Annotated in this window: 26 protein-coding genes; 17 read left to right on the top strand and 9 right to left on the bottom strand. The window is 59.0% G+C overall.

Annotated features, from left to right (window positions below):
- Window positions 1-69: 69 nt before the first annotated feature.
- The 11 genes from ACIQTW_RS01510 (at window position 70) to ACIQTW_RS01460 (ending at window position 12477) form a co-directional block, all read left to right on the top strand.
- Window positions 70-1347: an ABC transporter substrate-binding protein gene (locus tag ACIQTW_RS01510; protein WP_402932928.1), complete on the top strand. Its 1278-nt coding sequence runs from the start codon at window positions 70-72 to the stop codon at window positions 1345-1347.
- Window positions 1344-2099, top strand: a complete 756-nt coding sequence (locus ACIQTW_RS01505) for an ABC transporter ATP-binding protein (protein WP_402936163.1) — start codon at window positions 1344-1346, stop codon at window positions 2097-2099. The genes ACIQTW_RS01510 and ACIQTW_RS01505 overlap by 4 nt, the downstream gene beginning before the upstream one ends.
- Window positions 2096-2875: an ABC transporter ATP-binding protein gene (locus ACIQTW_RS01500; protein ID WP_402932925.1), complete on the top strand. Its 780-nt coding sequence runs from the start codon at window positions 2096-2098 to the stop codon at window positions 2873-2875. The genes ACIQTW_RS01505 and ACIQTW_RS01500 overlap by 4 nt, the downstream gene beginning before the upstream one ends.
- On the top strand, window positions 2868-3737 hold the full coding sequence (locus tag ACIQTW_RS01495; RefSeq protein WP_402932923.1) for a branched-chain amino acid ABC transporter permease: 870 nt from the start codon (window positions 2868-2870) through the stop codon (window positions 3735-3737). The genes ACIQTW_RS01500 and ACIQTW_RS01495 overlap by 8 nt, the downstream gene beginning before the upstream one ends.
- Entirely contained in the window at window positions 3737-4786 is a 1050-nt protein-coding gene (locus ACIQTW_RS01490; RefSeq protein WP_402932921.1) for a branched-chain amino acid ABC transporter permease, read from the top strand. The genes ACIQTW_RS01495 and ACIQTW_RS01490 overlap by 1 nt, the downstream gene beginning before the upstream one ends.
- Entirely contained in the window at window positions 4776-6170 is a 1395-nt protein-coding gene (locus ACIQTW_RS01485; protein ID WP_402932918.1) for a M20 family metallopeptidase, read from the top strand. The genes ACIQTW_RS01490 and ACIQTW_RS01485 overlap by 11 nt, the downstream gene beginning before the upstream one ends.
- Window positions 6167-7465 carry a glutamine synthetase gene (locus ACIQTW_RS01480; RefSeq protein ID WP_402932916.1) on the top strand — a complete coding sequence of 433 codons (1299 nt, stop codon included), beginning with the start codon at window positions 6167-6169 and terminating at the stop codon, window positions 7463-7465. Before ACIQTW_RS01485 ends, ACIQTW_RS01480 begins: the two co-directional genes overlap by 4 nt.
- Window positions 7455-8609 (top strand): amidohydrolase family protein, encoded by a 1155-nt coding sequence (locus ACIQTW_RS01475; RefSeq protein WP_402932913.1) that lies wholly within the window; start codon window positions 7455-7457, stop codon window positions 8607-8609. Before ACIQTW_RS01480 ends, ACIQTW_RS01475 begins: the two co-directional genes overlap by 11 nt.
- A complete protein-coding gene (locus ACIQTW_RS01470; RefSeq protein WP_402932910.1) occupies window positions 8606-9808 on the top strand; it encodes a M20 family metallopeptidase in 1203 nt (400 codons plus the stop codon). The genes ACIQTW_RS01475 and ACIQTW_RS01470 overlap by 4 nt, the downstream gene beginning before the upstream one ends.
- Before the next feature lie 109 nt (window positions 9809-9917).
- Complete coding sequence (locus tag ACIQTW_RS01465) at window positions 9918-10811, top strand: MurR/RpiR family transcriptional regulator (RefSeq protein WP_402932908.1); 894 nt, start codon at window positions 9918-9920, stop codon at window positions 10809-10811.
- A 97-nt stretch (window positions 10812-10908) separates the two neighbouring features.
- On the top strand, window positions 10909-12477 hold the full coding sequence (locus ACIQTW_RS01460; RefSeq protein WP_402932906.1) for a zf-HC2 domain-containing protein: 1569 nt from the start codon (window positions 10909-10911) through the stop codon (window positions 12475-12477).
- Window positions 12478-13192: 715 nt separating this feature from the next.
- On the opposite strand, the gene ACIQTW_RS01455 is transcribed toward ACIQTW_RS01460, so the two are convergent.
- On the bottom strand, window positions 13193-14200 hold the full coding sequence (locus ACIQTW_RS01455) for a serine hydrolase domain-containing protein (RefSeq protein WP_402932904.1): 1008 nt from the start codon (window positions 14198-14200) through the stop codon (window positions 13193-13195).
- A gap of 488 nt (window positions 14201-14688) precedes the next feature.
- On the opposite strand from ACIQTW_RS01455, the gene ACIQTW_RS01450 reads away from it, so the two are divergent.
- Window positions 14689-14853 (top strand): DUF1660 family phage protein, encoded by a 165-nt coding sequence (locus ACIQTW_RS01450; RefSeq protein WP_402932902.1) that lies wholly within the window; start codon window positions 14689-14691, stop codon window positions 14851-14853.
- Window positions 14854-15138: 285 nt separating this feature from the next.
- Here the strand turns inward: ACIQTW_RS01450 and ACIQTW_RS01445 are convergent, their stop codons facing one another.
- Window positions 15139-15441, bottom strand: coding sequence for a hypothetical protein (locus ACIQTW_RS01445; protein ID WP_402932900.1), 303 nt, complete (start codon window positions 15439-15441; stop codon window positions 15139-15141).
- 234 nt (window positions 15442-15675) lie between these two features.
- Here ACIQTW_RS01445 and ACIQTW_RS01440 point away from each other — a divergent pair, with 234 nt between their 5' ends.
- Window positions 15676-16902 (top strand): hypothetical protein, encoded by a 1227-nt coding sequence (locus ACIQTW_RS01440; protein WP_402932899.1) that lies wholly within the window; start codon window positions 15676-15678, stop codon window positions 16900-16902.
- 368 nt (window positions 16903-17270) lie between these two features.
- Here the strand turns inward: ACIQTW_RS01440 and ACIQTW_RS01435 are convergent, their stop codons facing one another.
- The 5 genes from ACIQTW_RS01435 to ACIQTW_RS01415 form a co-directional block, all read right to left on the bottom strand.
- Window positions 17271-17417 (bottom strand): hypothetical protein, encoded by a 147-nt coding sequence (locus ACIQTW_RS01435; RefSeq protein ID WP_402932897.1) that lies wholly within the window; start codon window positions 17415-17417, stop codon window positions 17271-17273.
- A gap of 533 nt (window positions 17418-17950) precedes the next feature.
- Window positions 17951-18328: a hypothetical protein gene (locus ACIQTW_RS01430; RefSeq protein WP_402932895.1), complete on the bottom strand. Its 378-nt coding sequence runs from the start codon at window positions 18326-18328 to the stop codon at window positions 17951-17953.
- Between the two features lie 75 nt (window positions 18329-18403).
- Window positions 18404-18553 (bottom strand): hypothetical protein, encoded by a 150-nt coding sequence (locus ACIQTW_RS01425; protein WP_402932893.1) that lies wholly within the window; start codon window positions 18551-18553, stop codon window positions 18404-18406.
- Window positions 18550-18882, bottom strand: a complete 333-nt coding sequence (locus ACIQTW_RS01420) for a PadR family transcriptional regulator (RefSeq protein ID WP_402932892.1) — start codon at window positions 18880-18882, stop codon at window positions 18550-18552. Before ACIQTW_RS01420 ends, ACIQTW_RS01425 begins: the two co-directional genes overlap by 4 nt.
- Window positions 18883-18895: 13 nt before the next feature.
- Window positions 18896-19171 carry a hypothetical protein gene (locus tag ACIQTW_RS01415; protein ID WP_402932890.1) on the bottom strand — a complete coding sequence of 92 codons (276 nt, stop codon included), beginning with the start codon at window positions 19169-19171 and terminating at the stop codon, window positions 18896-18898.
- A gap of 204 nt (window positions 19172-19375) precedes the next feature.
- Between ACIQTW_RS01415 and ACIQTW_RS01410 the strand changes: the two genes are divergently transcribed.
- Together ACIQTW_RS01410 and holA are read left to right on the top strand one after the other, a co-directional pair.
- On the top strand, window positions 19376-19825 hold the full coding sequence (locus tag ACIQTW_RS01410; RefSeq protein ID WP_402932888.1) for a hypothetical protein: 450 nt from the start codon (window positions 19376-19378) through the stop codon (window positions 19823-19825).
- 73 nt (window positions 19826-19898) lie between these two features.
- Window positions 19899-20915, top strand: coding sequence for a DNA polymerase III subunit delta (holA, locus tag ACIQTW_RS01405; RefSeq protein WP_402932886.1), 1017 nt, complete (start codon window positions 19899-19901; stop codon window positions 20913-20915).
- Window positions 20916-21008: 93 nt separating this feature from the next.
- On the opposite strand, the gene rpsT is transcribed toward holA, so the two are convergent.
- Window positions 21009-21269 carry a 30S ribosomal protein S20 gene (gene rpsT, locus ACIQTW_RS01400; RefSeq protein ID WP_011774926.1) on the bottom strand — a complete coding sequence of 87 codons (261 nt, stop codon included), beginning with the start codon at window positions 21267-21269 and terminating at the stop codon, window positions 21009-21011.
- Between the two features lie 178 nt (window positions 21270-21447).
- Window positions 21448-21975, bottom strand: a complete 528-nt coding sequence (locus tag ACIQTW_RS01395) for a type II toxin-antitoxin system PemK/MazF family toxin (RefSeq protein ID WP_402932880.1) — start codon at window positions 21973-21975, stop codon at window positions 21448-21450.
- Window positions 21976-22134: 159 nt separating this feature from the next.
- Between ACIQTW_RS01395 and lepA the strand changes: the two genes are divergently transcribed.
- Both lepA and hemW read left to right on the top strand, forming a co-directional pair.
- The gene (gene lepA, locus ACIQTW_RS01390) at window positions 22135-23988 is read left to right on the top strand and encodes a translation elongation factor 4 (protein WP_026005317.1); all 1854 of its coding nucleotides are present in this window, start codon (window positions 22135-22137) and stop codon (window positions 23986-23988) included.
- Window positions 23989-25218 (top strand): radical SAM family heme chaperone HemW, encoded by a 1230-nt coding sequence (gene hemW, locus ACIQTW_RS01385; protein ID WP_402932877.1) that lies wholly within the window; start codon window positions 23989-23991, stop codon window positions 25216-25218.
- Window positions 25219-25241: the final 23 nt, after the last annotated feature.

Here is a 25241-nt window from a genome sequence, read left to right as displayed (position 1 = left end):
CCATCCACCAAATGTCTTCAGATATGAATTCCAAACCCGGACCAAAATCCCCATCTCCTACGGAGCGCTATGTCCACCTCAACCAAGCCCCGATTACGTTCTTCACTTCTACTTTCCGTAGCCACCCTCATGGCCATCTCGTTGGTGAGTTGTACCGTCCCCACCGGCGAAGGCGGTGACTCCGGGGGATCCGGAGAGGCCATCACGCTCGGTCTTTTGGCCCCGCTCACGGGTGTGGCAGCTGCCGACGGCAAGCTCATGGAACAGGGCGCTCGACTTGCAGTCGACGAAATCAATGCCAAAGGCGGCATCGATGGCAGGAAGATTGAACTCAAAGCCCTTGACGTACGGGACCAGAAATCGGATGCGGTCTCGGCCGCTGTGACGCAACTGACCTCAGACCCCGATGTTGCTGCAGTGCTCACCGGCTACGCCAGCACCACCAACTTTGAAATTGATCAACTGGCAGAAGCGGGAATTCCGTACCTGCTGAGCGGCAACAGTGCCCAGACACAGGACATCATTTCCAAGGATCCCGAAAAGTATCCTGGAGTTTGGTCGCTTGCCCCTTCTTATGAGGGCTACAGCACCGGCATCCCTGAACAATTGGAGGCATGGAACGTCGATGGCACGTTCCCGCTCACTAGCCGCCGCGTTTACATCATCTCCAGCGACAATGCGTACTCCAATGGCATAGCTTCCGGGTTGGACAAGAACTTCAGGGCGAAGGGGTGGGAAGTTACCGGGCCCGACACTGTTCCTTTTGGGGAAGTGGACGACTGGACCACCCAGATAACCAAAATCCGGCAGGTCGATCCGGCCGTGATCATCAACCTCGATTACCTGACTGCAAATGCGTCAAAGTTCCTCACCCAATTCCGTCAGAATCCTACTCAGTCATTGGTGTTTTCGCAGTACGCTCCAAGCGTGCCGGAGTTCACTGAGCTTGCAGGCAAGAACGCTGATGGCGTGCTTTACAACCTTCCGTTCGCTCCGTTGCCGGCATTGCCGGAAACCAAGGACCTCACCCGGCAGCTCAGTGAGGCATACGAGAACGAACCTAGCTTGTATAGCTACGGCCTCTACGAACAGGTCCATTTGTGGGCCGACGCCGTCAAGGAAGTCGGTGATCCTGACAAGCGCGAGGAAGTCGGGGCTGCGTTGGGCAAGCTGGATAAGCAAACCACGCTCGGTCGTGTCCATTTTGATCCCAAAACGCATCTGGCCGTCGCTGGCAAGGACGGCATCCCGATGACGTACTACCAAATCCAAGCCGGCCAACGCCTGAACATCGCTCCCCAAGAGTTCGCCGACGGCACGTTCCACAGACCTGAGTGGATGAAATGAGAATCGCCAAGTCATCTGCCCCCGGCACTTCCAACGGTCACCTTCTGGAAGTACGTCAGGTCAGTCGCCGCTTCGGTGGATTCGTGGCCGTGGACAACGTCACGCTGAACGTTGACGAGGGGGAGATCCTGGGGATTGCCGGTCCTAACGGTGCCGGAAAGAGTACTCTCTTCAATTTGATCTCCGGGGTCCCGTTCGGCCCCACAGACGGAGGGATTCTCTTCGACGGAATACGGATCGACAAGCTCCCTGCGCACAAAATCGCTCGTTTGGGAATGCGTCGAACCTTCCAAGCAGAACAGCTGTTCCCGTCGTTGAGCGTTTCGGACAACATCGCCGTGGCCAACCACTACCTCGGCGGGCGCGGGGGCACCAAGGACGTGGAAACTGCCTTGGAAACCGTAGGAATAACCAGATACAGGGACGATAAGGCGGCGGGTATACCACTGCTGGCAAAAAAGAAACTGATGATAGCGAGCGCCCTTGTCTCACAGCCGCGGCTCCTGATGCTGGATGAACCGGCCGGTGGCCTCAACGATGAGGACCAGGCTGAACTCATCCTGCTACTGAGGAAACTTCAGAAGGGCGGCCTGACATTGCTGATCATCGAGCACGTACTCAGCCTTATCCGCGATCTCGCCAAGAGGATGATCATCATGTCATCCGGTGAAGTCCTGGTCGAAGGAACCCCCGACGCTGTTCTTTCGGATCCGCGGGTGATGGAGGCATATCTGGGGAAGGCCGCAGCATGAACCAGCATCAGCAGACGGTTAGTCCACTGCTCAGAGTGGATGACCTGCAGGCAGGATATGGCCGCCTGCCTGTGGTCCGGTCATTTTCCATCGAGGTCTTGCCCGGTGAAGCACTGGCCCTGTTGGGTCCCAACGGTCATGGAAAGACGACCGCCCTGCGCGCCATCTCAGGCCTGGGCAGGACCTCGTCAGGTCGGGTGGTCTTCGATGGCAGCGATATCACGGGGATGCCCGCCTACAGGATAGTCAACCAGGGAATGATGCATGTGCCCCAAGGCAATCAGCTCTTTCCGAGGCTCACTGTCAGGGAGAACCTGGCATTAGCAGGCGGGATCCCGGCAGCGAGGGGTCAGCGGGAAGAGACTCTGGAAATGGTCCAGGGACTGTTTCCCAAGCTCCGGCAACGTCGCGGTCAACTTGTGGGCACGTTGTCCGGAGGTGAACGCCAAATGGTGGCCATCGGAATGGGCGTGATGGCCAAGCCCAAACTTCTGGTGCTGGATGAGCCGACTCTCGGGCTGGCTCCAAAGATCCGATACGAGATCCTTGAGACACTCCACGAAGTCCGCCGATCGGGTCTTTCGCTAATAGTCGCCGATGGCGATATTGAGTTCCTCTTCGAACTCGCGGACCGCTGGCATCTTGTGGAGCTCGGTCGGATCGTCTCCAGCGGAACCACAGACGTCAAGCCCAGCCATGAGGAAGTCATGGACATGTACGTCGGCTCCCACGCGTCAACATCCACCAACACCATTGAAGGAGGCAAGCATGTCTGACGCGCTCCTTTCCATCCTCGTCTCAGCCCTCGTGCTCGGGTCGCTTTACTCTTTGATGGCCAGCGGACTGTCGCTCATATGGTCCACGTTGGGAGTGTTCAACTACGCTCACGGTGCGCTCCTGCTGATGGGTGCGTACTTCATTTGGACGTTCTCAGAGAAGGTCGGGCTTCCGGTTCTCCTCGCTTTCGCCGTTGCGGTTCCCTTGCTGGCTTTACTCGGCATGCTCCTGGACCTCGTAGCGGTCCGGCCATTCATTAGCAGGCCAAACGGAACACTCTTGGTCATGGTTTCCACCCTCGCAATTGCCAATGCAGTGGAGGGTGCAGCACAACTGATCTGGGGTCCGCAGAACAAGCAGATAAAGTCTGTGAGCACCTCAACGTTTGCCCTGGGTGATGTAAAAATCTCAAGCTCCACCCTCATCGCGCTGGGCCTGGCCTTAGTCCTGGTCATAGGACTGATTACGTTGCTCCGCAAGACGGAGTGGGGGATGGCCGTCCGGGCAGTGGAACAAAACAGGGACATGGCGATGCTCGTCGGAATCAGGCCAGCGCGCATCTACGCCGGAGTCTTTGCCGTGGCATCGATTCTGGCCTGTGCCGCTGCCTTCGTCTACGGAACGACCACCACTATTACTCCCACGAAAGGCTTTGAACCCCTGCTGACTGCCTTTGTCGTTCTGGTCTTCGGCGGGTCGGCCACTTTGTGGGGAACTTTGGTCGGCGCTTTCACCATAGGCCTGTTGGAAGCGGGCACGACGTACTGGCTCGGACTGCAATGGAGCCCTGTCGCCGTCTTCCTCGTCCTGGTCCTCATCATGCTGGTCCGCCCCCAAGGCCTAGTGAAAGGACGTTCGTGATGAACAGTCTTGGAACCCTCAAGCGCTTCGCTACGTGGCCGTTACTCTTGCTTGCTGCCGCCTTATTGCCGTATGTCGTCATCAGCGGCTCTGCGCGCTTGCTGGCGGCGACAGCGCTCATTTACGCGCTGCTAGCCGCCAGTTGGAACCTGACGCTTGGCATCGGCGGTATCTTCAACTTCGCCCACATTGGCTTCTTCGGAGTCGGAGGCTACACGATGGCCGTTGCCACAGTTACATGGGATGTAAATCCGTGGTTGGGCCTCCTTCTGGCAACGGTTGCGGGAGGGCTGGCGGGTGCCCTTGCTTACATTCCAGTGATACGCATGCGCGGCATCTACATCGCACTTATCACCTTCGTCTTCGTGCAGTTGTGCTACTACCTGGTTCTGGCCATTCCCGGGATCACCGGCGGATCCAGCGGTCTGACAGGCGTGCCAGCACTGACCATAGGAGATTTTTCTTTCGCCAAGTATTCGGGGTTGGGTTACTTATGGTTGCTCGGCGGGGCAGTGGTCCTGCTCCTCGTCCTGCTTCGGGCGTCCCTACGCAGCCCGTTCGGCAAGAGCCTTATTGCACTGCGTGACAATGAAAGCCTCGCAGTGAGTCGCGGTATGAACCGCATCAGGCAGCATCTTTTGGCCTTCATCCTCAGCGGTGCCGTTGCTGGCGTTACAGGAGCCCTCTATGTTGCCTACTTCCGCGTTGCGGACGTCACGCTCTTCAGCTTCGGATTCGTCACCCTTGGCTTGAGCATGATCTTCCTCGGCGGCACCGGTCATATCTGGGGTCCGGTCTTGGGGGCGCTGATAGTCACAATCATCGACCGCCAACTCACGGACCTGGGTCCTGCGCGTGCGATCATCATCGGCGTCGGGACCTTGCTGGTTCTTATTTTCCTTCCGAGCGGCATCTCGGGCCTCCTCGAAGACGCACTGGACAGAACGCGGAGGCTTCTTCGAAGAAACCGGAACGAATCCGCCGAGAGAGCGAACCAGTTACCCGCAAGCCAACATTCGGAAGTCGAGGAAAACACACATGTCCGTTGATGCCATGGCTACAACTGAGGAGAACCAGCGTAGGGCAGTCCTTGACGCAGTGGATCGTTTGGCACCCAGGATCGTCCAGTCTGTCGCGGACGCCGTCAAGATCCCGAGCATAAACCCTAAGTATCCGGGGCAGGACTACGGGAAGCTTGCGGGCGGCGAGGGTGAGGTCAGCGCTCTTATGAATGATCTTCATCGCGAAGCGGGGGCCTCGACGGAACTCGTGGCAGTTGAGAAGGGCCGGGACAATGCTTGCGGGCGGATTGCCGGTACAGGTGGTGTCCGCTCGCTCCTGCTCAACGGGCACGTGGATGTGGTGCCGCCAAACCGGGAAGGTCTTTGGGACAAAGCGCCGTTCTCTGGCCTGATCACCGATGAGGCCGTCCATGGCAGAGGAGCTACGGATAATAAAGCCGGCACAGTCGCCGCGGCATACGCCGCCATCGCGTTAGCCGCCGCAGGTATCCGGCTCCAAGGAGATCTTGTACTGCAGGCGGTCGTCGGAGAAGAAGTGGGTGACCACCTTTCGGGCACAACGGCGGCCTTACAGGCAGGATACGGGGCCGATGCGGCAATCGTCTGCGAACCGTCGAACTTCTCCGACGCATCCCCGAATCTGGTTCCCACCACCCCCGGCCTGTTGTGGTTCTCGCTGTCCCTCGTCGGCAAAGCCGCGCACTCCGGTTTGCGGGGTCTTACCATTCACCCCACCCTTGAAGGCGAAGCCTTGGGCGTCAACACCATCGACAAGTTCTGGATCATTTATCACGCCCTTCGGCAATTGGAAGATTCGTGGGCGCTGCGTGACAGGCACCCCCTGTTTCAGCCGGGCTACTTCAATCTCTTGCCAGGGGTGATCCGTGGAAACCCGGAGGGCGTCCTGGTCCCGTTCTTCCTTGCCGACACACTCACAGTCGAATACTGCGTCTATCACCATCCTGAGCGAAGCAACCACGAAGTCATCGATGAGATCGAGAAAACCGTGCGTCAAGCTTGCGCCAACGATCCTTGGCTGAGCGCCCACCGTCCCGAATTTGACTGGAAGCTCCTATGGCCGCCATATACTGCGCCAGCCAGCCATGAACTCATCCCCGCGGTCATGAAAGCGCACAGTGATTCTGTCGGCGGGTTTGACCTCGCCACGCCACCCAAACAAGAGGGGTTCCTCGGTGTTTGCGATCTCACATGGATGGATGCCCAAGGCATCGACGGGCTCGTTTACGGTCCCGGGGTTGGCCGAACCGCGCACGCGGAAAATGAGTACGTGCCGATCCACCAGATCATCACCGCAGTAAAGACATACGCCCTATCTGCAATGGACTATTGCGGCGTCTCGGGTACTGAATCCAGCATCAACTCACCAACGACTGGCCGGAGGCGCCCGTGAACACCCCCGACATATTTATTGCTACCTGCGATCTCGCTGGGCAGGTCAAGGGGCGGGGTGCTCCTGGCGAAGCCTACGGGTCTGTTCTTCGCTCCGGGCTGGGTTGGGTGCCGGCGAACCTTGGTATTTCGGCTTTCGGCAGCATTGCGCCGGGCAGCGCCTTCGGCTCAACCGGAGACTTGCGCTTGATGCCTGACGAGGCAACGGAAATCACTATTGCCGACGGACCCGACACGGCTCGACTCAGGGTTTTGATGGCGGACCAAACACAAGCTGACGGAACCGACTGGGACTGCTGTCCCAGGACCTTCCTGCGCCGGGCCATCAGCGACTTTCGGGAGCAAACGGGCCTGCGCGTTATTGCCACTTTTGAGCACGAGTTCGTTTTGGAGGGCCTGCCACAATCGGCTCCGTTTTCCTTGCGAAGGCACCTCGACGCCGATCCGTTCGGACCAGACCTGCTGCGTCTCTTAACGGATTGTGGTCTGGCACCGGAGAACTGGTTGCCCGAATACGGGGCGAACCAGTTTGAAATAACGGTGGAACCGAGCGATCCGCTCACTGCCGCAGACAGGGCGGTGCTCTTACGCGAATTGGTCCGCGATTTGGCAATCCGACGCGGCCTCAGAGCATCTTTCGCGCCGCTTCAGGAACCACGCGGTACAGGTACCGGTGTCCATGTCCACATCAGTCTGGTGGACGACGGCGGCAATCCGGTTCTGTTCGACGCCACCCGTCCGAGCCGCCTCTCCGAGGTTGGAAGCAGATTCAGCGCAGGTATCCTGCGTCATGCCGAAGCGCTGACGGCGTGGACAGCGCCGAGCCCGGTTTCCTTCATGCGCCTGGCTCCGGATCGATGGAGTGTAGGCGGCATCTTCCTGGCGGAGCGAAACAGGGAAGCCCTTCTCCGAATCTGTCCAACCAGCTCGGCAGGTGGATCTGCTCCGGAGCACCAGTTCAACCTTGAGTACAGGGCGGCCGACGCAACCGCCAACCCGTGGCTCACGCTTGGTGTCCTGCTGAGGGCCGGTATGTCCGGGATAGTAGGCGGTGAGGAGTATCCAGAACCTCACGTTTTTCCGGAGGCGGCCGGGCCGGCTGAATTAAACGACGTGCCTCGGCTTCCAGCTACACTCCAGGACGCACTTTTGGCCTTGGAAAAAGACCAAAGGGTGACGTCGTGGTTCCATCCGGATTTGTTGGCAACCTACTTGGCGGTCAAACGGCATGAACTCGCCCATGTGGCTGCCCTCGACGATGCTGCCCGAATCAAAGCGGTATCTGATGTCTACTAACCCCATCGAAGGGCTCCTATCCACCATCGCGGAAATGCCTTTGGTGGACCACCACGTCCATGGAGCGCTAAAGGATGACGTTGATCGATCCTCGCTGGAAGAACTGTTGACGGAATCCGACAGGCCTATTCCTGAATGGATGACGCAATTTGATTCCCAGTTGGGCTTTGCGATTCGTCGTTGGTGTGCGCCGTTGCTGGGCCTTCCTGCCCATGCGAGCGCCGACGCGTACTTTGAACGGCGTGTGGAGCTCGGGACGCCCGAAGTAACCTCACGCCTGCTCAAATCTGCGGGGATAGGCCATTTCCTGATTGAAACCGGATACCGGGGTGATCAGATCCACGGCCTTTCGGGGATGGAAAGCATCAGCTCAGCCCCGGTGGGCGAGATTGTCCGGCTCGAATCCGTAGCGGAGTCTCTGGCTTGGGAAGGCGTATCAGCCGCCGAATTCGCAGACGCCTATACGGCCCGGCTTGCGCTGGCGACTCAGAACGCGGTGGGTGTCAAGAGCATCATCGCCTACCGCCACGGGTTCGACTTTGATCCGATCCGACCGTCCAAGGAAGAAGTGGGGAAGGCAGCTGCTTCCTGGCTCCGGCTCGTAGCGGCCGGTTACTCGCTCCGTGTCTCGGATCCTGTGCTTTTGCGTTTCTTTCTCTGGTCGGGCGTCGACCTCGGCCTGCCCATACAAATGCACACTGGCTACGGCGATCCAGACTTGCGTCTGGACCGCTGCGACCCGCTGCTGTTGGTTCCCTGGTTGAAGCTGATTGAATCTTTGAAAGTGGACGTACTTCTCCTCCACTGCTATCCGTTCCATCGGCACGCAGGCTATCTTGCGCAGGTATTCCCGCACGTCTACTTCGACGTCGGGCTTGGGACCAACTACACAGGCGTTCAGTCTCTGGAACTGATCAAAGAGTCCTTCGAGCTGGCACCGTTTTCCAAGATCCTGTTTTCCACGGATGCATGGGGACCTCCTGAACTGCATTTCCTCGGGGCGCGACTATGGCGTGAAGGAATGAGGAAGGTCCTGGGAGCCTGGGTTCGTGATGGAGACTGGGCTGAGGAGGACGCCATTCGAGTAGTTCACATGGTCGGACGGGATAACGCGATTCGCGTTTATGAGCTGGGGGAGAAGTGAACGCTGAACTGTTTGAAGTGCTCAGGAGTCGCATTGACCAGGAAATCCCGCGTGCAATAGAACTGCGCCATAAACTGCACAGTATGCCGGATCTATCAGGTTCCGAGGGCCCCACTCTTGATCTGGTCTTGAACGCATTGCCTGGGGACCTGCAAGCCAGGTTTGTGGCCGGAACGGGTGCAGTTCTGCGAATTGGCGGGCCGGGCAAAGCGATCGCTATCCGGGCTGAGCTGGACGCGCTGCCTGCCTTGGAGGAGTCCGAACTCGATTGGGCTTCTAAAAGGCAAGGTGTCATGCACGCCTGTGGGCATGATATCCACCTGGCCGCGGTCGTTGCCTTGGCCAGGGCCGTTCACTCAACAGCGGGCGCAGCCCCCATGGCTCTGGTCTTCCAACCCAGGGAAGAAACGTACCCTTCCGGGGCGAAGGACATCTGCGCCACAGGGATACTCGCGGAGGAAGATGTGCGGGCCACAGTCGCCGCCCATGTTCAGCCTCTGCTGCCCGGAGGGACAGTGGCGTGCACACCGGGGGCGGTGAATGCCTCATCGGACGAGTTCGTCATCAACATTCATGGACGAGGTGGACACGCTGCCTACCCGCACATCGCAGCGGATCCTGTTGTGGCGCTATCCCACGTTGTGGTCTCGTTGCAAAACATTGTGAGCCGGAACGTGGATCCCATGGATTCGGTCGTCCTCACCATTGCCACCCTTCAGGCCGGTACCGCGGCTAACGTCATACCCGGTACTGCCGCTGCCCGCGGAACGGTCCGCACCATGTCCACACCAGTGAGGGCGGAAGTGCTGCGGCGACTTGCCGAGACGGTCCGCTTGGTTGCAGCGGCCCACGGCTGCAGTGGTGAAGTTACCGTCACCGAAGGCGAACCCGTTTTGGAAAATGATGCACATATCGTCAAGGCGACTGCTCCTCTCCTGCTGGCTCTCGGCATGGAAGTGGACAGTAATCTCAGGTCTGCGGGTTCCGATGATTTTTCGTATTTTTCGGAAAAGATGCCGTCATTGATGATGTTCGTGGGTACCACCGGCGCCGGGGAACGGTTGCACTCAAGCACTTTCGTGCCCCACGACTCTCACGTCCATGATGTGGCGCATGCGCTCCTGGCTGGATACGTTGGCGCCGCCAAAACGTTAATGCCCGCCCATGAATTGCCGCTGGTTGTCGCCCCAACAAGCTGACAGCATGCTACCGGTCAAGCCGTTTTAGGTTTCCTGATTGAATGGGGATCAAAAGCGGAGGCCTTCACAACTACTTCCAGCTTTGCCGCTTATGCAAGAAAGGAATGCCATGTCGCAGTCCGGACAATTTGAACAGTCTGAGAACCAATCTGCCCGGTTGACCCTGGCGGACCGAATCCGTCAAATTCAGGGTTCGCTCTCCCCGGCAGAGCACAAGCTCTCGCGAGTATTCCTCGCCAACTACCCGACTGCAGGGTTGGAGTCCACGGTAGAATTTGCGAAAAAGGGCAATGTCAGTGCCCCCACCGTGCTCAGGTTCGTCAGCAGACTGGGCTTCAACAAGTACCGGGACTTCCAGGATGCCCTCCGCGAAGAAGTACAGGCGCGGAGGGCATCCCCGCTGACCCTTCAAGGAAAAATTCGCGCTGATTCAGCTGCTCCGGAACTGGCGCGGTCAGTGGCGGAAACGGCTGTCGAGGGCATCGAGAGCACGGTCGCTTCGCTGCCGGAGCATGAGTTCGACCGTGCCGTTGCACTTCTATGCAATACCTCACTTCAAATCACTTCGATCGGCGGCCGGTTCTCTAACGTCTTGGCCACCTACTTGGACTTACACCTTCGTCTTATGCGGGCCAACACCTTGGTGCACGCCCAGCATCCGAACAATGACTCCACATTCATAGCTGACCTCAGCAAGCGCGATGTCTGCGTTTTCTTTGATTTTCGTCGCTACCAGAAAGACACCGTTGACCTGGCTAAGGCAGCCCGGGCTAGTGGGGCCAAGATAATCCTCATCACGGATCCCTGGCTCTCGCCGGTTTCATTTACCGCGGACGTTGTTCTGCCGGCACGGGTTGAGTCTGCGGGTTCGTTCGACAGCATCGTTCCGGCGACCGTTTTGGTGGAAGCCCTCATCGCAGCGGTTCACGTCAAACTTGGGCCGGCGGCCGAAGACCGTATGCGGACTTTGGAAGCCGGCTATGGCACAGTGCTCGCCGATTAAGCCCGGTTTCCTTCCCGCCGGCCATCTTGCCCAAGGTGAAAGTGATGCAGAACTTGTCGAGCAAGTACGCTCCGGACAATTACCCTCTTTCGAGAAATTGTACGATCGACATCGTTCGGCAGCCCGCCACGTAGCCTCAGCGCAGGCCGACAACGCGGCCGATGTTGACGACGTTGTTGCAGACGCCTTTGCGTATATTCTCCATTCGCTCGCTGCTGGTAAGGGGCCGGATACATTCTTCCGGGCATATTTGCTGACGGCAGTTCGTCGCATAGCCCATAAGCACAACCAGGCGGCGACCCGCGCGAGTGTCACAGGTGACAACTTCGTGCTGGATAGCACGCATGTGGATATCGATCAGGTGATCTCGGAATTCGAATCTTCAGCTATCGCCGGTGCCTTCGCGACGTTACCGACACGTTGGCAGGAGGTTCTTTGGTATGTCGATATTGAGGGGATGAAACCTGCTGCGGCGTCTCCACTGCTTGGTGTGACGCCTAATGCCATATCCTCCCTGGTCCTGAGGGCCCGCGAACGACTTCGCCAGGCCTATCTGCAGAACCACGTTGGTTCCGCGGTGGGCGAGGTCTGCGAGGAATATTCAAACCAACTGGGCGCCTACGCACGCAACGGGCTGGGTTCGCGGTCGATGGGCAAAGTTCGGGCTCACCTGGACACCTGCGCGAAGTGCACGGCACTTTTGCTGGACCTCAACGACATGCAGTCTGCGATGCGGGGTGTGATCTTTCCCTTAGTTGCCGGCATAGCGTTCACAGGGGCCATACCGGATCTGTCCGTAGGTGTGGGAGTGACCGCTACCAGCGCGGTTACGACTCACAGCGCCCACGGAAGCATGCCCCTGTTGCTGAAGGTGGGTGCCGGCGTGCTGGCGGCATCAGTTGTTGCTGTTGGAGCTGCCGTCGCAGTGGGCGGGACCGGTGCACCGACCGCCGATGTTCCTGTCGCGGTGGCATCACTGGCATCCGGGCCCACCATTGTGCCTAGCCAACCGACGGCGACTGCGGAGCCATCGCCGATGGTCCCGGCCGCGGAGGGGACTGTCGGGCGGCAGAAACGGTTGCATTCAACGGTTCCAGCCTTGGTCAGGCCGTCGAGTCCTGGGCAGGTTAGTCCTGGTCCGATCCTGTCGCCGCGGCAAGCTTCTCAGGCGCACCGCAGCTCGCCCGTGGTGTCAACGCCGCCGCTGTTCCCGGGGTTTCCGGTTCCTGTCGACCCGATCCCGACTACAGCTCCGTCCGTGTTGCCGACACCCGGAGCTACACCAACCGTCACAGGTGTACCTTCGCCAGGGACAGAGGTTGCTGCGACATTTCGCGTAGACCCGGGCACCACCGCCTCGGAAGTGATCATCATCATCACCTTCAGCCTTCGAAAAGGAACAGCACCTGCCACAGCTGAAGCTGTCTTCAGTATCTCTGCCGGAGCTCAGATGATCCCCGGAAAGCTGATTGAGCCGGCCGGGTGGACATGCAGAACCGACAACGAAGTGAATGATCAGTTCCGCTGCACCAGCGACAACATTGATCCGGACAGGTTGGTCTTCTCCATGGGCGTGTACAAATCAGACTCCTCTCGGACGCGGACCATGGACTATACGTTCAGTGGCGGGGGCATGGAAACAGCCCACTTCTCCAACGACTTCTAGCATGCGTGGACTGAGCTTGTGAGTTGATGTGTTGGATCCAATGAGCCTCTGATCCATAGGGCAGTCCGACACGCTGAGCCACCTCAACTGCACTTGTCGGTGATCTGAATAGGTTGTGCGAAGACGGCGGAGCGGCGGGCATCGAGCAGACCCTCAACGACCAGCTCGAGGGTGCCAATGGCCAGGGACGTTCGAGATTAGCGCTGACGGAATCATCATCCCTACGGCTACAAACCGAGTCTCTCCGGCGGCCGTCGGTGACATAATCAAGCTCACCATCGACAGCGATCTGCAGTTCCATTAGCAGAATGCCGTCGAGAAAAGGGTGAAAACGCAGAACGCCGAGTACGGCAACATCATCGTGTTGGAAGCCAGGACCGGCAAGATCCAAGTGGCGGCCGAGACGCCGCGGGGCAACCGAACCGAGGCCTGTAGTGCGCAGCCGCGGTGCGGCGACGTCCACCACTGCGCCGGATACTTTCTAGTGTTCCAGTCCTGGCTTGTCGCGGACATCGCGAGCAGTTTCTGTGGCGAGGTGCTCGGCAGTACGGCGTTCGAGTCTGGCTTTGTAGGTCTCTTTACTCCTAATGAGCCTTGCCCGTGGACGACAGCATCGGCACTTTCGGGTGCCTGCTTTCATGTTGGCTGCTTTGGGGGTTCTTCGGTGTCTGCGCTCGGCGGCGCCCAGCTCTTTCTTATGGTCCGAATCGCCCAGCTAGCAGTTGAGGTCCAGTGCTGTTCGCGCGGCTCTGTGCAGTACTTCCACACTCAGAGGATTGGCCGGATCGTAATCAACAGGATCCCAGGACTCCGGCGGATATGTCATGGTCATCGCTATCTGACGTTTGGCGTCCGCGCTTGTGAGCACCACGGTGCGGTATCCTGCCCACTCGCCGCCGTGTCCGTAGTAAAAACCACCGCAGACGTCAACCCACCGCAGCAGCCCCATCCCGAATAGACCAAAAGGGGCTTCCTGCATCTGTTTGACCGTTGCTGGTTTGATGAGGCGTCCCTCCATGAGAGCTGCGTAGAAGATGTTGAGGTCTCCGAGAGTTGAGACCACGCCGCCGGCTGGATTGGCGACTATCGCTCCCAAGTATGCAGAGTCAATCCGTTCGCCATCAACGACGACGTGGCCGTGGAGCATTGAGGGTGGGGGCGGGCCGGCGCCGGTCATTTGCGTGTTCTTCATTCCCAGCGGCTCAAACACTTCGTTTTCCAGTACCTTTGCCACAGGTAATCCGCGAAGGCGTTCCACTAGAAGACCTAGCACCAAATAGTTTGAGTTCGAGTATTCTGCTCCGCTGCCGGGTTTCATCACCCAAGGTAGGGCAGTTGTGAGAGCCAAGCTCTCGCCCAAAGTCATTTGTTGTGTCAATGCTTGCCGGATTGGTCTGGAGCTGAACAGCACCTCGTCGTAGCTGGGTATTCCGCTTTCGTGTCGCAATAGATGTGCCACGGTGACGGTCTCGGGCGGATTCACCAGAGTGTTGAATTCGGGTATGTGTTTTGCAACTGGATCTTCAAGCTTTACTAGGTCTTCTTCCACGAGTTTTAGAACAGAGGCGGCCAGCATGGACTTGGTTATGCTGGCGATGTGTGTAGGGTCCGTGGCTGTAGCTATGTCCGGGCTGCCGAAGATGCGGACTCCGGCGCCGTGTGACCAGACTTCGCCTTTGATTCGTGTCTCGATCAAGACGGCAGAGGCGCCGAGTTTCAGCATTGTTCGGCTGAAGTCCTCCAAATCGGACTTGTATTTCGTGGAGGCCGGGGTGGTCTGCGCGGGCGAAGGAGGGGCCGCAGTGCAGGCGCTAAGCGCCGCCCCTACGATTGCCGCTGAAACCAGGATCCTTTGAATGACTTGCCGGAGTTTCCATGAAGAGAATTTCTTGCGCTCCGACATGTCAGCACTTCTCTTGTTGTAGTGGAGGCGCCGGGAGCAGACGGGCAACCTGCGTCGTTACACTCCATGCTCCTCACGCCTTCAAGTGACGTCAAGGCGCCGATAGGGTGCAGCCTTTGGGATCCCTAGTCGTCGGGTGCCTGAGTTAGGGATGCTCGCGATAGTGCTAATGAAGGCATCGGCGTTTACTTCTCGTCAGGTGAATAGGGATATCCCTAGTATTCAGAGGTCACGGCTGATTAGCTTGAGAGTGGCAACGCTTCGGGCACGGGCCTGCGTGTTCAGCGGGCTTCGGGACGGAGAGCGCCATGCTTAGGAAGCTGATGTGCAAACTAAATCTTGGCCATCATTGGCACGTAGAGAGCACGGATGACGGCAGCCGCTACAGGCGCTGCACTCGCTGCGGAAAATACGACAGCGGCGGTGACCCTGGTGGCCATGGGGTAATTATGGATATGGGTGGTGGTGGCTGACACTCGCCGCCTTTGCCCGGTATTCAGCACGATCCAACGCTGGTGCTGCCGATTTGTTCTCTTAATCGCGCCTCTTGGCAGGATAGCCACTGTCATAATCACTGGCGTCCAGGGGAGTGGCACTACTGGCTCACGCCCAGCCGTCCCCGGCGGCCCGCCATCCTTGCCGCAGCGAAGAAAACGCTTGTACATTATCGTGCTGCTGAGAACGACTGATCATAACCGGGCAATAAACGTGACCTCGGGCTTCGGCGTCTTTGGCAGCCTACTGAAGCAACCTTGCTTCTATTGCGGCTTGTAAGACGAGAGCTGCCTGATTCTCTGTCGGGCAGCGGCTATCAGTGGACGTGCCGCCAGAGATCCTGCCTTCAGAGAACCAAGAACTTTAGTGATACTGCCCCTGAATAGTTCGTTGCTACGCCTGTTTTGCGTCAGTTCCCAGGTTATGCGGGTGAAGTGGACAGCCAGCACGACGATAAAGAGGGAGATCACCAGGCCAGCAATTGAGGCGGCCACGATCATCACCCCTGTCATGTGCACCAGGAGGACGGCAGAGATCACGACTGTGTGTGCGTCAAGAAGTTCCATATTCATTTTCTCGTTTGATGCGGGCTGGTGAGCTGGCTTGCGTAGCTCGTTGAGACTGAAGGGCAACAATCACCGGGTGATAAGGCGGTCAGGAGTAATCGGGGGAATCGTCACATTGTTCCCCCGGGTACGTCGTCACGAGGGCAGCATATCTGCGATGGAGCCGGGTGCGCACAGCGTTACGGGGCCGTGGCACGTTTTGTCGGGGGAGTCTTTGCATCTAGCCTGTGCAACATGTCCTATGACCTCGCTGTGTACCTTCCCGAAGCTCTGGATGCCGAGGTTCTGTCTTCTCTCGTGGATGCTTCGCCGGGCTTGCAACTGGAGGAAAGTACCAGAGGAAGCGGTGATGGCTCGCACAACTGGCACATCCTCCGGGGTAAGCAGGCCGCGTACTGTTTCACGCTCGAAGGTCCGTACTTGGTGGAGCCTGAGGATGTTCCTCATGAGGTGACGGCTGCTGTGCTGGGCGCCGGCGTCATGTACAGCATCGTGGTTGAAGGCAGTGACGCAGCGTCCATCCCGCACGCCGTCAGGTTTGCCAAACGCCTGGCCAAGGAAGGCAACGGGGCAGCGCAAGACCTCCAGACCGATGAGATCTGGCCCAAGACCAGCACCCGCGGGGCATCCAAGCCAGAACGCAACACCAATATCAACGTCGTCGAAGTGACTTGGTATCACCTCATGGATGAGGTGAGGGACGACTTCCCCCAGCGGTACTTGGATCTTGCCCGGAAGTATTTGCCAGAGGCTTTGCCGAAGCGGTTCGGTGCGTACGAACCAGCCCAAGGAAACTTAGCAAGGGACGGGGACCAAGCCTTCACCGACGCGTTTGCGACTGAGTATGGGTCCAGTATTTTCGGCGTCGGCACATTCCCGGTCTTCAACTCCAACTTCTACGGCATCTTCGGCGGCAACATGAAGCACGACCATTGGAACCGCCAGGGCGATGTACAGAGCGTCTCTATCAGCATCCACCGGGATGTCCTCAACGACCCGCAGTGGCGGGATACCTTCCAGCGGTTTTTCCTTGCCGTGGCCCGGGAACTACCCAGCTTCTATGCCTCAGCCGAGGTGAACCCCGGATACCTCTGGAACGGACGGACGCTGTGGTCCGGGAAGTCCGAGTGGTTCTACACTCAGTCCGGTGGCGGGTGCTGGAAAGGCCTCACTGACCGGCCTGTCTGGTGGGCGTGGTTCACACCCATGTACGCCGAGCTGCTTCGCTCACATCTCAAAGGCACCATCACCGAGTACACGGACGGGCTGTTCCATAGCTTCGGCGACAAGCCCCTTCATCGTCTTGAGATTATTGAGCGTTGGCCGGACGCCTACCCTTGGGTCCCTGCGGAGTTCATTTCTGAGGCGACGCCGGACACTCAGGATGAGGTCGCCGAGGTCAGACCTGGAAGACTCGCCCAGATGCTGGTCCCGCCCCCGTCAAAGCCCGATTGGCTATAGGAACATAGAGCAGATTTTGCCAGCAACCCCCGTTGTATAGGACTTGCCCTCGACGCCGACCCAAGAACCTGGATCATGCAGTGTCACATCGGTCGATATAAGCGGTGCGCTTGAATCCCCGGAGGCGGAAGGTAGCGGCTAAGTTGAGCCGGCCAGACTGGTGTATCGTTGGCCATTTCCTACGTCACTGCCTGCTCGGCGCGGGCAAGATCAGTTTGAGAAGCACGATTCCGGACCAACCTTGCCGACATAAGGCTTCCACCAGAACGCCCCGTAGCAGGTCCTCTTAGGGACGGCGGCGAGCATCGAGTGTTCCGGTTTATGTGATGAGACACGTCGCCGAACCAAGCGCGCCAAAGTAGCGGCCGTCAAGTGGCGTCATTCGTGATCGAAGTTTTGACCGCTGTCCGGGCCGTCATGGTGCCGGCAGGGACCGTGGCGTTTCCTGTTTCGTTGACGGTGCGCATGCCGATGAAGAGCCCGCTTTCTGGGTCCAGGATGACGTCAGTCCTCACTCCGTCCTCTGTTCTGCCGATAGCCGTGCCGGTGCGCCCGTCCAGTGTTGCCTGCTGTTCGGTGGTGGTAGCTCCAGGGACTAGGGCTGCCGTCCGGTAGAGGTCTGCCCTCCATTCGGCTGGACGACTCCCGTGGCTAATTGCTCTGCGAAAAAGCTCCTGGCGTTGTCGTCTGTACCGTGGATCTCGGTTTTGATCCACTCAAGCAGCGCCTTTGGTTCTTTGGGAATGGCCGCGGCCTCTTCTTGGCTTAGATTCCCGAATGACAGGGAGTTTCCGCTTAAGAGGAACTGTGCGCCCCGCGGCGCATTTGCCGTCTAGGTTCTGAAGAAGTCGGGTGACCTTGGGTGGCATAGTATTCCTGGACTTTTTCCTTCGTCGTGCTGCCGAAGTACTCGGATGGTTCGAGAGGTCCAATGTTTAGGACCCATTCGCCATTTCTGTCGTGGGGAACAAAGAGTTCACTGGTGGAGCGGGCGCTCCAGGCTAGCCCCCTTCGGGACTGATGGTTGTTGATTCGGTCATTTCGAGCTTCAGCTATTGGGGAAGTCCTCAATGACCTTGCCTGTTGATGTGTCGATGATGACGATCGAGCTGGCTGGCCAGGTCGGATCCGGAACGACGTTGTAGGTGGCATCTGCGGCCGTCAGCACTTGTCCGGCTGCGTTCTTGGCCCAGTTGGTCTTTCCGGTGTTCGTGTTTACGGCCACGGTCTCCTCCGGGCCTGCCGGGGTTCCGTCCAAGTGCGATGAGTTCCACCATCCTTCATAGCCGCCAATGGGTCGGTCTGCCACCGGTCCCTTGTATGAAAAGGCGTCATCGTGCGGCGTTGTTGCGTTGGCTTGAACGCTTACTGCGACTGCACCAGCCAGAACCACTGCCGTGCCGAATGCACCTAGTAAGAGTTTCATGTTTTCCCCCTTGGTAATTTGCGACAGGATGATTCCACCGCGATGTGGGAGGTCGTAAAACCTAGACGCTGCGGATCATGCAGCGCCCATCAGCAGAGTGGTGGTGGATATGCCCATGCCCGGACCGTCCACGAGGTCAGCTCGCCACTGTTCTTCCCGGATCGGCCGAAGCCGTGCGGGGGTCAAAGCGAGGCATACAGCAAGCAGTGCCTCTTGCGGCTTCATAGAGCGCTCCATGCACTATCGCTGAAAGCGGGCGATGGGCGCTCAGCACGAGAAGTTCTTGATTTTTGCGCTCTCACAAACTCCTGCGCCAGCGGACGGGCGTCGGCAAGGAGACGGTAGTAACGCCGTCGTGGTCCTTTGCGTTCTAACGAAGTTTCCCATTCCCCTTGCACCCAGCCAGCGGCTTCGAGGCGCTCCAGGATGGGATAAACCGTACCGGGCTTTTTGCCCGTATCTTTGACGATCTGCAGCCCCCACACGCTCTCAGCCGACAAAAGCGCTTCGAGGACGAGTGCAGTGGCCGGCGTGATTCGTCCCAAGTTCTCCATGCGCCTAATCTAGCTATATAGATTTAGAAGTCAAGTCGACGGTGGTTGGCGGGCTGCCGGGTGAGCTGGATTCCGGCCCAATGGTTAGCGCCGTGATTTTCTTATGGAACACCAGTGTTGCCAGCGGTACTGTCAGCAGGAAAACACAGACGATGAGGAAAGCCGCCAGGGCAGTCGCCAGGACAATCAAGCACATCAGGCCAATGTGCATTTCGGTGGAGCCGATGTCGCCTATGTCATCCACCGTTTGAAGGCTGGCCAAATGGACGCTGAGCAAGGGGATTGCCATCTTTCGCTCCTGTGGATGTTGATTTACGAGTCAGAAGTAAGTACGGAGCAGGTTCATCCTGTGCCGCCGGTTGTGGAGAAGTTATGCTCTTGTGATCCAACTCATGCGCCGCGGCAACGGAGAGGGTTCTACGGTGGCAATATTTGGGCTTCCCGGAGTCCGGGGAGGTAAGGGACATTAGCGTCATTAGCCGTGGGGGAAATGATGAAGCGTAGGCATCTGACCGACATTGCAATTGCGATCACGATTCTCGTGGTCCCGCTCACGGGATGCGCGGGGCAGCAATCAGCAAGCAAGGACCTGCCGACTTTCAGCTCCATCGATGAGGCGTACGCTGCCGTCGATGAGATCCTGGAATGCGATTCTGAAGCCGCTGGCAACCCGGTTGTTCCTATGGGCGATGGCGGCCGACTCGCTTCCGCGCAGAGAGTCTGTTCAGCCAATGTGCAGATAGACCTGTACCCGAATCCGGGCGCCCTTGATGAAAGCTACCAAACGTGGGCTGACTCAAGTCAGGGCAAAATCCCCCTGGTTCGCGGCGCCAACTGGATGGTTGTCGATCTCAGCAGAATCGCGGGTGGCCAGTCGTCAACTATGGACCTCCAAGGCCTGGCCGACAAGCTGAGCGGCGTGTACGCCGTCGTCGGCTCATAGCTCCAAGCAGCCGCACGGTCACCAAACATGGCAGACTTGAACCCTGCAAAGAACCGTCCGGAAGGAACTACCAGTGGCTGCTGCCCAAAACACCCGGGCCAAGAGCGTCGCGGCGAACACTGTCAGCTGGCGTGACGCCGCACCCGCCGCCGTAGTCCTGATCATGGGACCGGAAGAGTACCTCGGAATCCGCGCGATGGTTGGGATCCGATCCCAGGTGCGGTCCAGTACTCCGGACGTTGAGCTCAGTCGACTGAACGCTGGCGCCTACGAGGCCGGGTCTTTGGCGATGACGGTCACCCCGTCGCTCTTCGGCGAGGGCAAGCTTATTGAGGTCGAGGGCCTCGAAGCTATGAATGATGCCTTCCTGGCGGACGGGTTGTCCTATCTCCAGCATCCGGATCAGGACGTTGTCCTTGTCCTGCGTCATGCCGGGGGAGTGCGTGGCAAGAAGCTGCTTGACGCCGTGAAGTCTGCTGGCTGGCCCGTCATTGATTGCCAGCCACTGAAGAAGGAATCGGACAAGACGGCGTTTGTCGTCTCTGAGTTCAGGGCTGCGGGACGTCGCATTGAAGGCGAAGCCGTCCAAGCGTTGGTGAATGCGGTGGGTGCCAATCTCTCAGAACTCGCGGCGGCATGCAGCCAGTTGATTGCCGACGCCACCACAGCTGTCACAGCTGAAACCGTGGAGCGTTACTACGGGGGCAGGGTGGAAGCTACGGCTTTCAAAGTGGCCGATGCTGCCATGGCCGGTAACGGACCGGTGGCGCTGTCCACCCTGAGGCACGCCCTGGCCACGGGCGTGGATCCGGTTCCTTTGGTTGCGGCACTGGCGGCAAAATTGAGGACACTCGCAAAGGTTGCGGGAGCCAACGGTTCGCCGGCCACCATCGCCAAGAACTTGGGAATGCAGCCCTGGCTTGTGGAGCAGGCCCAGCGTGACGTCCGACGCTGGACCCCGGAAGGCCTGATCCGCTCCATTCAAGTCATCGCCGAGGCGGATGCGCAGGTGAAGGGCGAATCGCGTGACCCTATCTACGCGGTGGAGCACGCGGTCACGGTTATCGCCACCTCGTCCAGCCGCCGCTGAAGCTAACCCGTTCACCGCGGCTTCCGGTTAAACCCAAAGGCCGGCACCCAATGGGCGCCGGCCTTTTGATCAGCTCAGTCGAACTGGAAAACCTTAGAGTGCGTTGACCTTCTTGGAGATCGCCGACTTGCGGTTTGCAGCGTTGTTCTTGTGAATAACGCCCTTGCTGACAGCCTTGTCCAGCTTGCGGCTGGCAGCAACAAGTGCAGTTCCAGCAGCATCCTTGTCGGCAGACTCAACGGCGGTGTTGACGGCGCGGATGGCCGTCTTCAGCTCAGACTTGACTGCGTTGTTACGCAGGCGAGCCTTCTCGTTGGTGAGGATGCGCTTCTTCTGGGACTTGATATTAGCCACGTATGAACTCTCTTTTTAATGCGGAAATGGTCTAGAGGGTTTTCAGGTTGGCCATCGACTGAGCGGCGTGGGGATGCCTATGGCAGCCAACCATGCATGGCCGTCGACCTGCACGGACACACAGCTATAAAGGATAGCAGAAACTCATGGGTCACGCAGAACCGGGCGCTAAGTCCGGCTAGTTTCGGGCTTGGAGAGCCCGGACCACTTCGTGGAATTGCGACTTTCCCAGAATGGCGCCTTCCCGTCGGATCGCATCGGGATTCAGCCGGATAACCCGCCCTACGTTGATTTCGCTGGGCCTGCCTTGCCGATCCCAGGCGCCGGTTCCGATGTCGACGTACTCGCCCGCCCGCGCGCCCTTGTCGTGGTCCTTGGACGTCAGCATGAGCCCCAACAGCCACTCGCGGTCCCGACCAACCAGAAGTACGGGTCGGTCCTTGCCTTGCGTATGGTCCTCTTCATAGGGAACCCAGCTCCACACAATCTCACCAGGGTCTGGCTGACCATCGGGCTTGGGGGAGTAGCTGACCTTAACTGAACCGCGAAAGTCGCCGGGGTAGCGGCCAGGTTGATGCACGACGTCGGATCGCCGGGTCTGCGTCGTTCGGACACCTGCCGGGGTGGCCGTCTTGGTGCTGTTGCCTCCCAGCGACTTGAGGGACCGCAGGATCAGTTTGCCCAAAGGGCGTAAGTCGAAAGCCATGTGACAACGCTACAGCTGGCTCCTGTAAATGCCCGGCATGCAATGTACGGCGAAGCGCCGGTTCATGGGAGACTAGAGGATCAGATGCGCGGCGTGTTCCGGCTGGCCTATGCCCAGTGGCGGGAATTACCGCGCGAGTGTCGACAGTAAGGATCCTGCGTGTCTCCCATGGCCCGCACCGCACCGGTGCCCGCCGCAACAGATCCGGCCATCATCCGGAACTTCTGCATCATTGCCCATATCGACCACGGTAAATCCACCTTGGCCGACCGCATGCTGCAGTACACCGGCGTCGTTAAGCAACGCGACATGAAGGCCCAGTATCTGGACCGTATGGATATCGAACGTGAGCGCGGCATCACCATCAAATCCCAGGCTGTTCGTATGCCGTGGGAACTTGATGGCAACAGCTACGCCCTGAACATGATCGATACTCCTGGCCACGTCGACTTCACCTATGAGGTGTCCCGGTCCCTGGCTGCCTGTGAAGGTGCAGTGCTGCTGGTGGATGCTGCCCAAGGCATCGAGGCCCAAACCCTTGCCAACCTGTACTTGGCGATGGAAAACAACCTCACCATCATTCCTGTTTTGAACAAGATCGACCTCCCGGCCGCGCAGCCCGAGAAGTACGCGGCTGAGCTTGCCAACCTGATTGGTGGCGACCCGGATGATGTGCTCAAGGTTTCCGGTAAAACCGGTGTAGGCGTAGAAGCGCTGCTGGACAAAATTGTCCGCGACCTCCCCGCCCCCGTTGGCGATCCCAATGCTCCCGCCCGCGCCATGATCTTCGACTCCGTCTATGACACCTATCGCGGCGTGGTCACCTATGTCCGCGTGGTTGACGGCATGTTGCACCCCCGCGAACGCATCCAGATGATGTCCACCCGGGCCACGCACGAGCTCTTGGAGATTGGTGTCAGCTCCCCGGAGCCCACCCCGTCAAAGGGCTTGGGCGTCGGTGAGGTGGGATACCTGATCACCGGTGTGAAGGACGTCCGCCAGTCCAAGGTCGGCGATACGGTCACCAACCTGGCCAAGCCGGCATCGGAGTCGCTCAGCGGCTACGCAGACGCCAAGCCTATGGTCTTCTCCGGTCTATACCCTCTGGACGGAACGGACTACCCGGTACTCCGCGACGCCCTCGAAAAGCTGATGCTCAATGACGCCGCGCTGGTTTACGAGCCCGAGACGTCTGCAGCACTGGGCTTTGGTTTCCGTGTTGGGTTCCTTGGGTTGCTTCACCTCGAGATCACGCGTGAGCGCCTCGAGCGCGAATACAACCTGGACCTTATCTCCACGGCTCCCAACGTTGAGTACGAGGTGACCTTGGAGGACAAGAAGGTCATCCACGTCACCAACCCCAGCGAGTACCCCACGGGCAAGATCTCCGAGGTCCGCGAACCCATGGTGTCCGCCACCATCCTGGCACCCAACGAATTTGTTGGTTCCATCATGGAACTCTGCCAAAGCCGCCGCGGCCAGATGCGCGGCATGGACTACTTGTCCGAGGATCGGGTGGAGCTCCGCTACTGGATTCCGCTGGCCGAAATCGTCTTCGACTTCTTCGACCTCCTGAAGTCCAAGACACGCGGCTACGCCTCGCTGGACTGGAAAGCCGACGGCGAACAGGTGGCCGACCTCGTCAAGGTGGACATCCTGCTCCAAGGTGAACAAGTGGACGCGTTCAGCGCCATCACCCACCGTGACAAGGCCTACGCCTACGGTGTGATGATGACGGGGAAGCTCCGCGAGCTTATTCCCAGGCAGCAATTCGAGGTGCCCATTCAGGCCGCCATCGGATCACGCATCATTGCCCGCGAGAGCATCCGGGCCATCCGCAAGGACGTTCTTGCCAAGTGCTACGGCGGTGACATCACCCGTAAGCGCAAACTTCTGGAAAAGCAGAAGGAAGGTAAGAAGCGCATGAAGATGGTGGGACGCGTGGAGGTGCCTCAGGAGGCATTCATCGCAGCGCTGACCACTGACGAGTCCAAGGACAAGGCCAAGAAGTAAATGCCCAGCGTCCTACCTTTGGGCGACCCTGCACCTGCGGATGGCATGTTGCCTCCGCAGGTGTTGGCCGGCGTCGAGCACCGTAAGTTCGGGCTCTACGTCCATATCCCGTTTTGCGCCGTTCGCTGCGGCTACTGTGACTTCAATACCTATACGGCTACCGAGCTTGGCGGTGGGGCCTCGCAGGACGCTTACGCTTCTACGGCGGTATCTGAGCTCGATTTCGCGGCGTTGGCATTGGACGCTTCCGGTTTGCCTCGGCGTCCCCTCAGCACTGTTTTCTTTGGTGGTGGTACTCCCACGCTCCTTCCGGCGGAAGACCTGGCGCGGATCCTGCGCGCCGCCGTCGGCCACTGGGGCTTGGAACCCGGCGCTGAGGTGACAACTGAGGCTAACCCCGATTCGGTGACCCCCGAATCCCTGAAGGTGCTGGCTGATGCCGGATTCACCCGTGTCTCGTTCGGCATGCAATCCGCGGTCCCGCACGTTCTGAAAGTACTGGACCGCACCCATACTCCAAGCCGCGTGCCACTGGTGGTGCAATGGGCACGCGAGGCCGGCCTTGCAGTGAGCCTGGACCTCATCTACGGCACGCCGGGGGAATCCATGGCGGACTGGCAGCTTTCACTTGAAACTGCGCTCTCGTACCAGCCGGATCACATCAGTGCTTATGCACTGATCGTCGAAGACGGCACCAAACTTGCTGCCCAGATCCGACGCGGCGAAGTACCCGGCATCGATGACGACGACCACGCGGCCAAGTACGAGCTGGCAGACAAAATGATCTCCCAAGCAGGCTTGAACTGGTACGAGGTCAGCAATTGGTCCCGGACACCGGACCAGGCTTGCCGGCACAATCTTGCCTACTGGCGCGGGGATGACTGGTGGGGCATCGGACCCGGAGCCCACTCCCACGTTGGAGGCGTCCGATGGTGGAACGTCAAGCACCCCACTGCCTATGCAGGACGGTTGGCTGCAGGAAGCTCGCCGGCGGCCGGCAGGGAAACCCTCGACGCCGAAACCCGCGAAGTTGAGCGCATCATGCTCGAAGCGCGTCTCGGAACAGGGTTGTCGGTGGATGCCTTGGACGCGATTGGACGGCACGCAATGGCCGGGTTGATTGCTGACGAACTGGTGGACCCCGTTCAGGCATTCAAAGGTCGGCTTGTCCTAACGCTGAAGGGGCGGCTGCTGGCTGACGCCGTAGTCCGCAGGATTCTTCCCGACTAACTGCAGTGCCCGCCGGAAAGGGC

This window comes from Paenarthrobacter sp. NPDC090517, from assembly GCF_044769165.1.
Taxonomy (GTDB): domain Bacteria; phylum Actinomycetota; class Actinomycetes; order Actinomycetales; family Micrococcaceae; genus Arthrobacter.
This window is presented reverse-complemented; position numbering and strand designations above follow the sequence as displayed.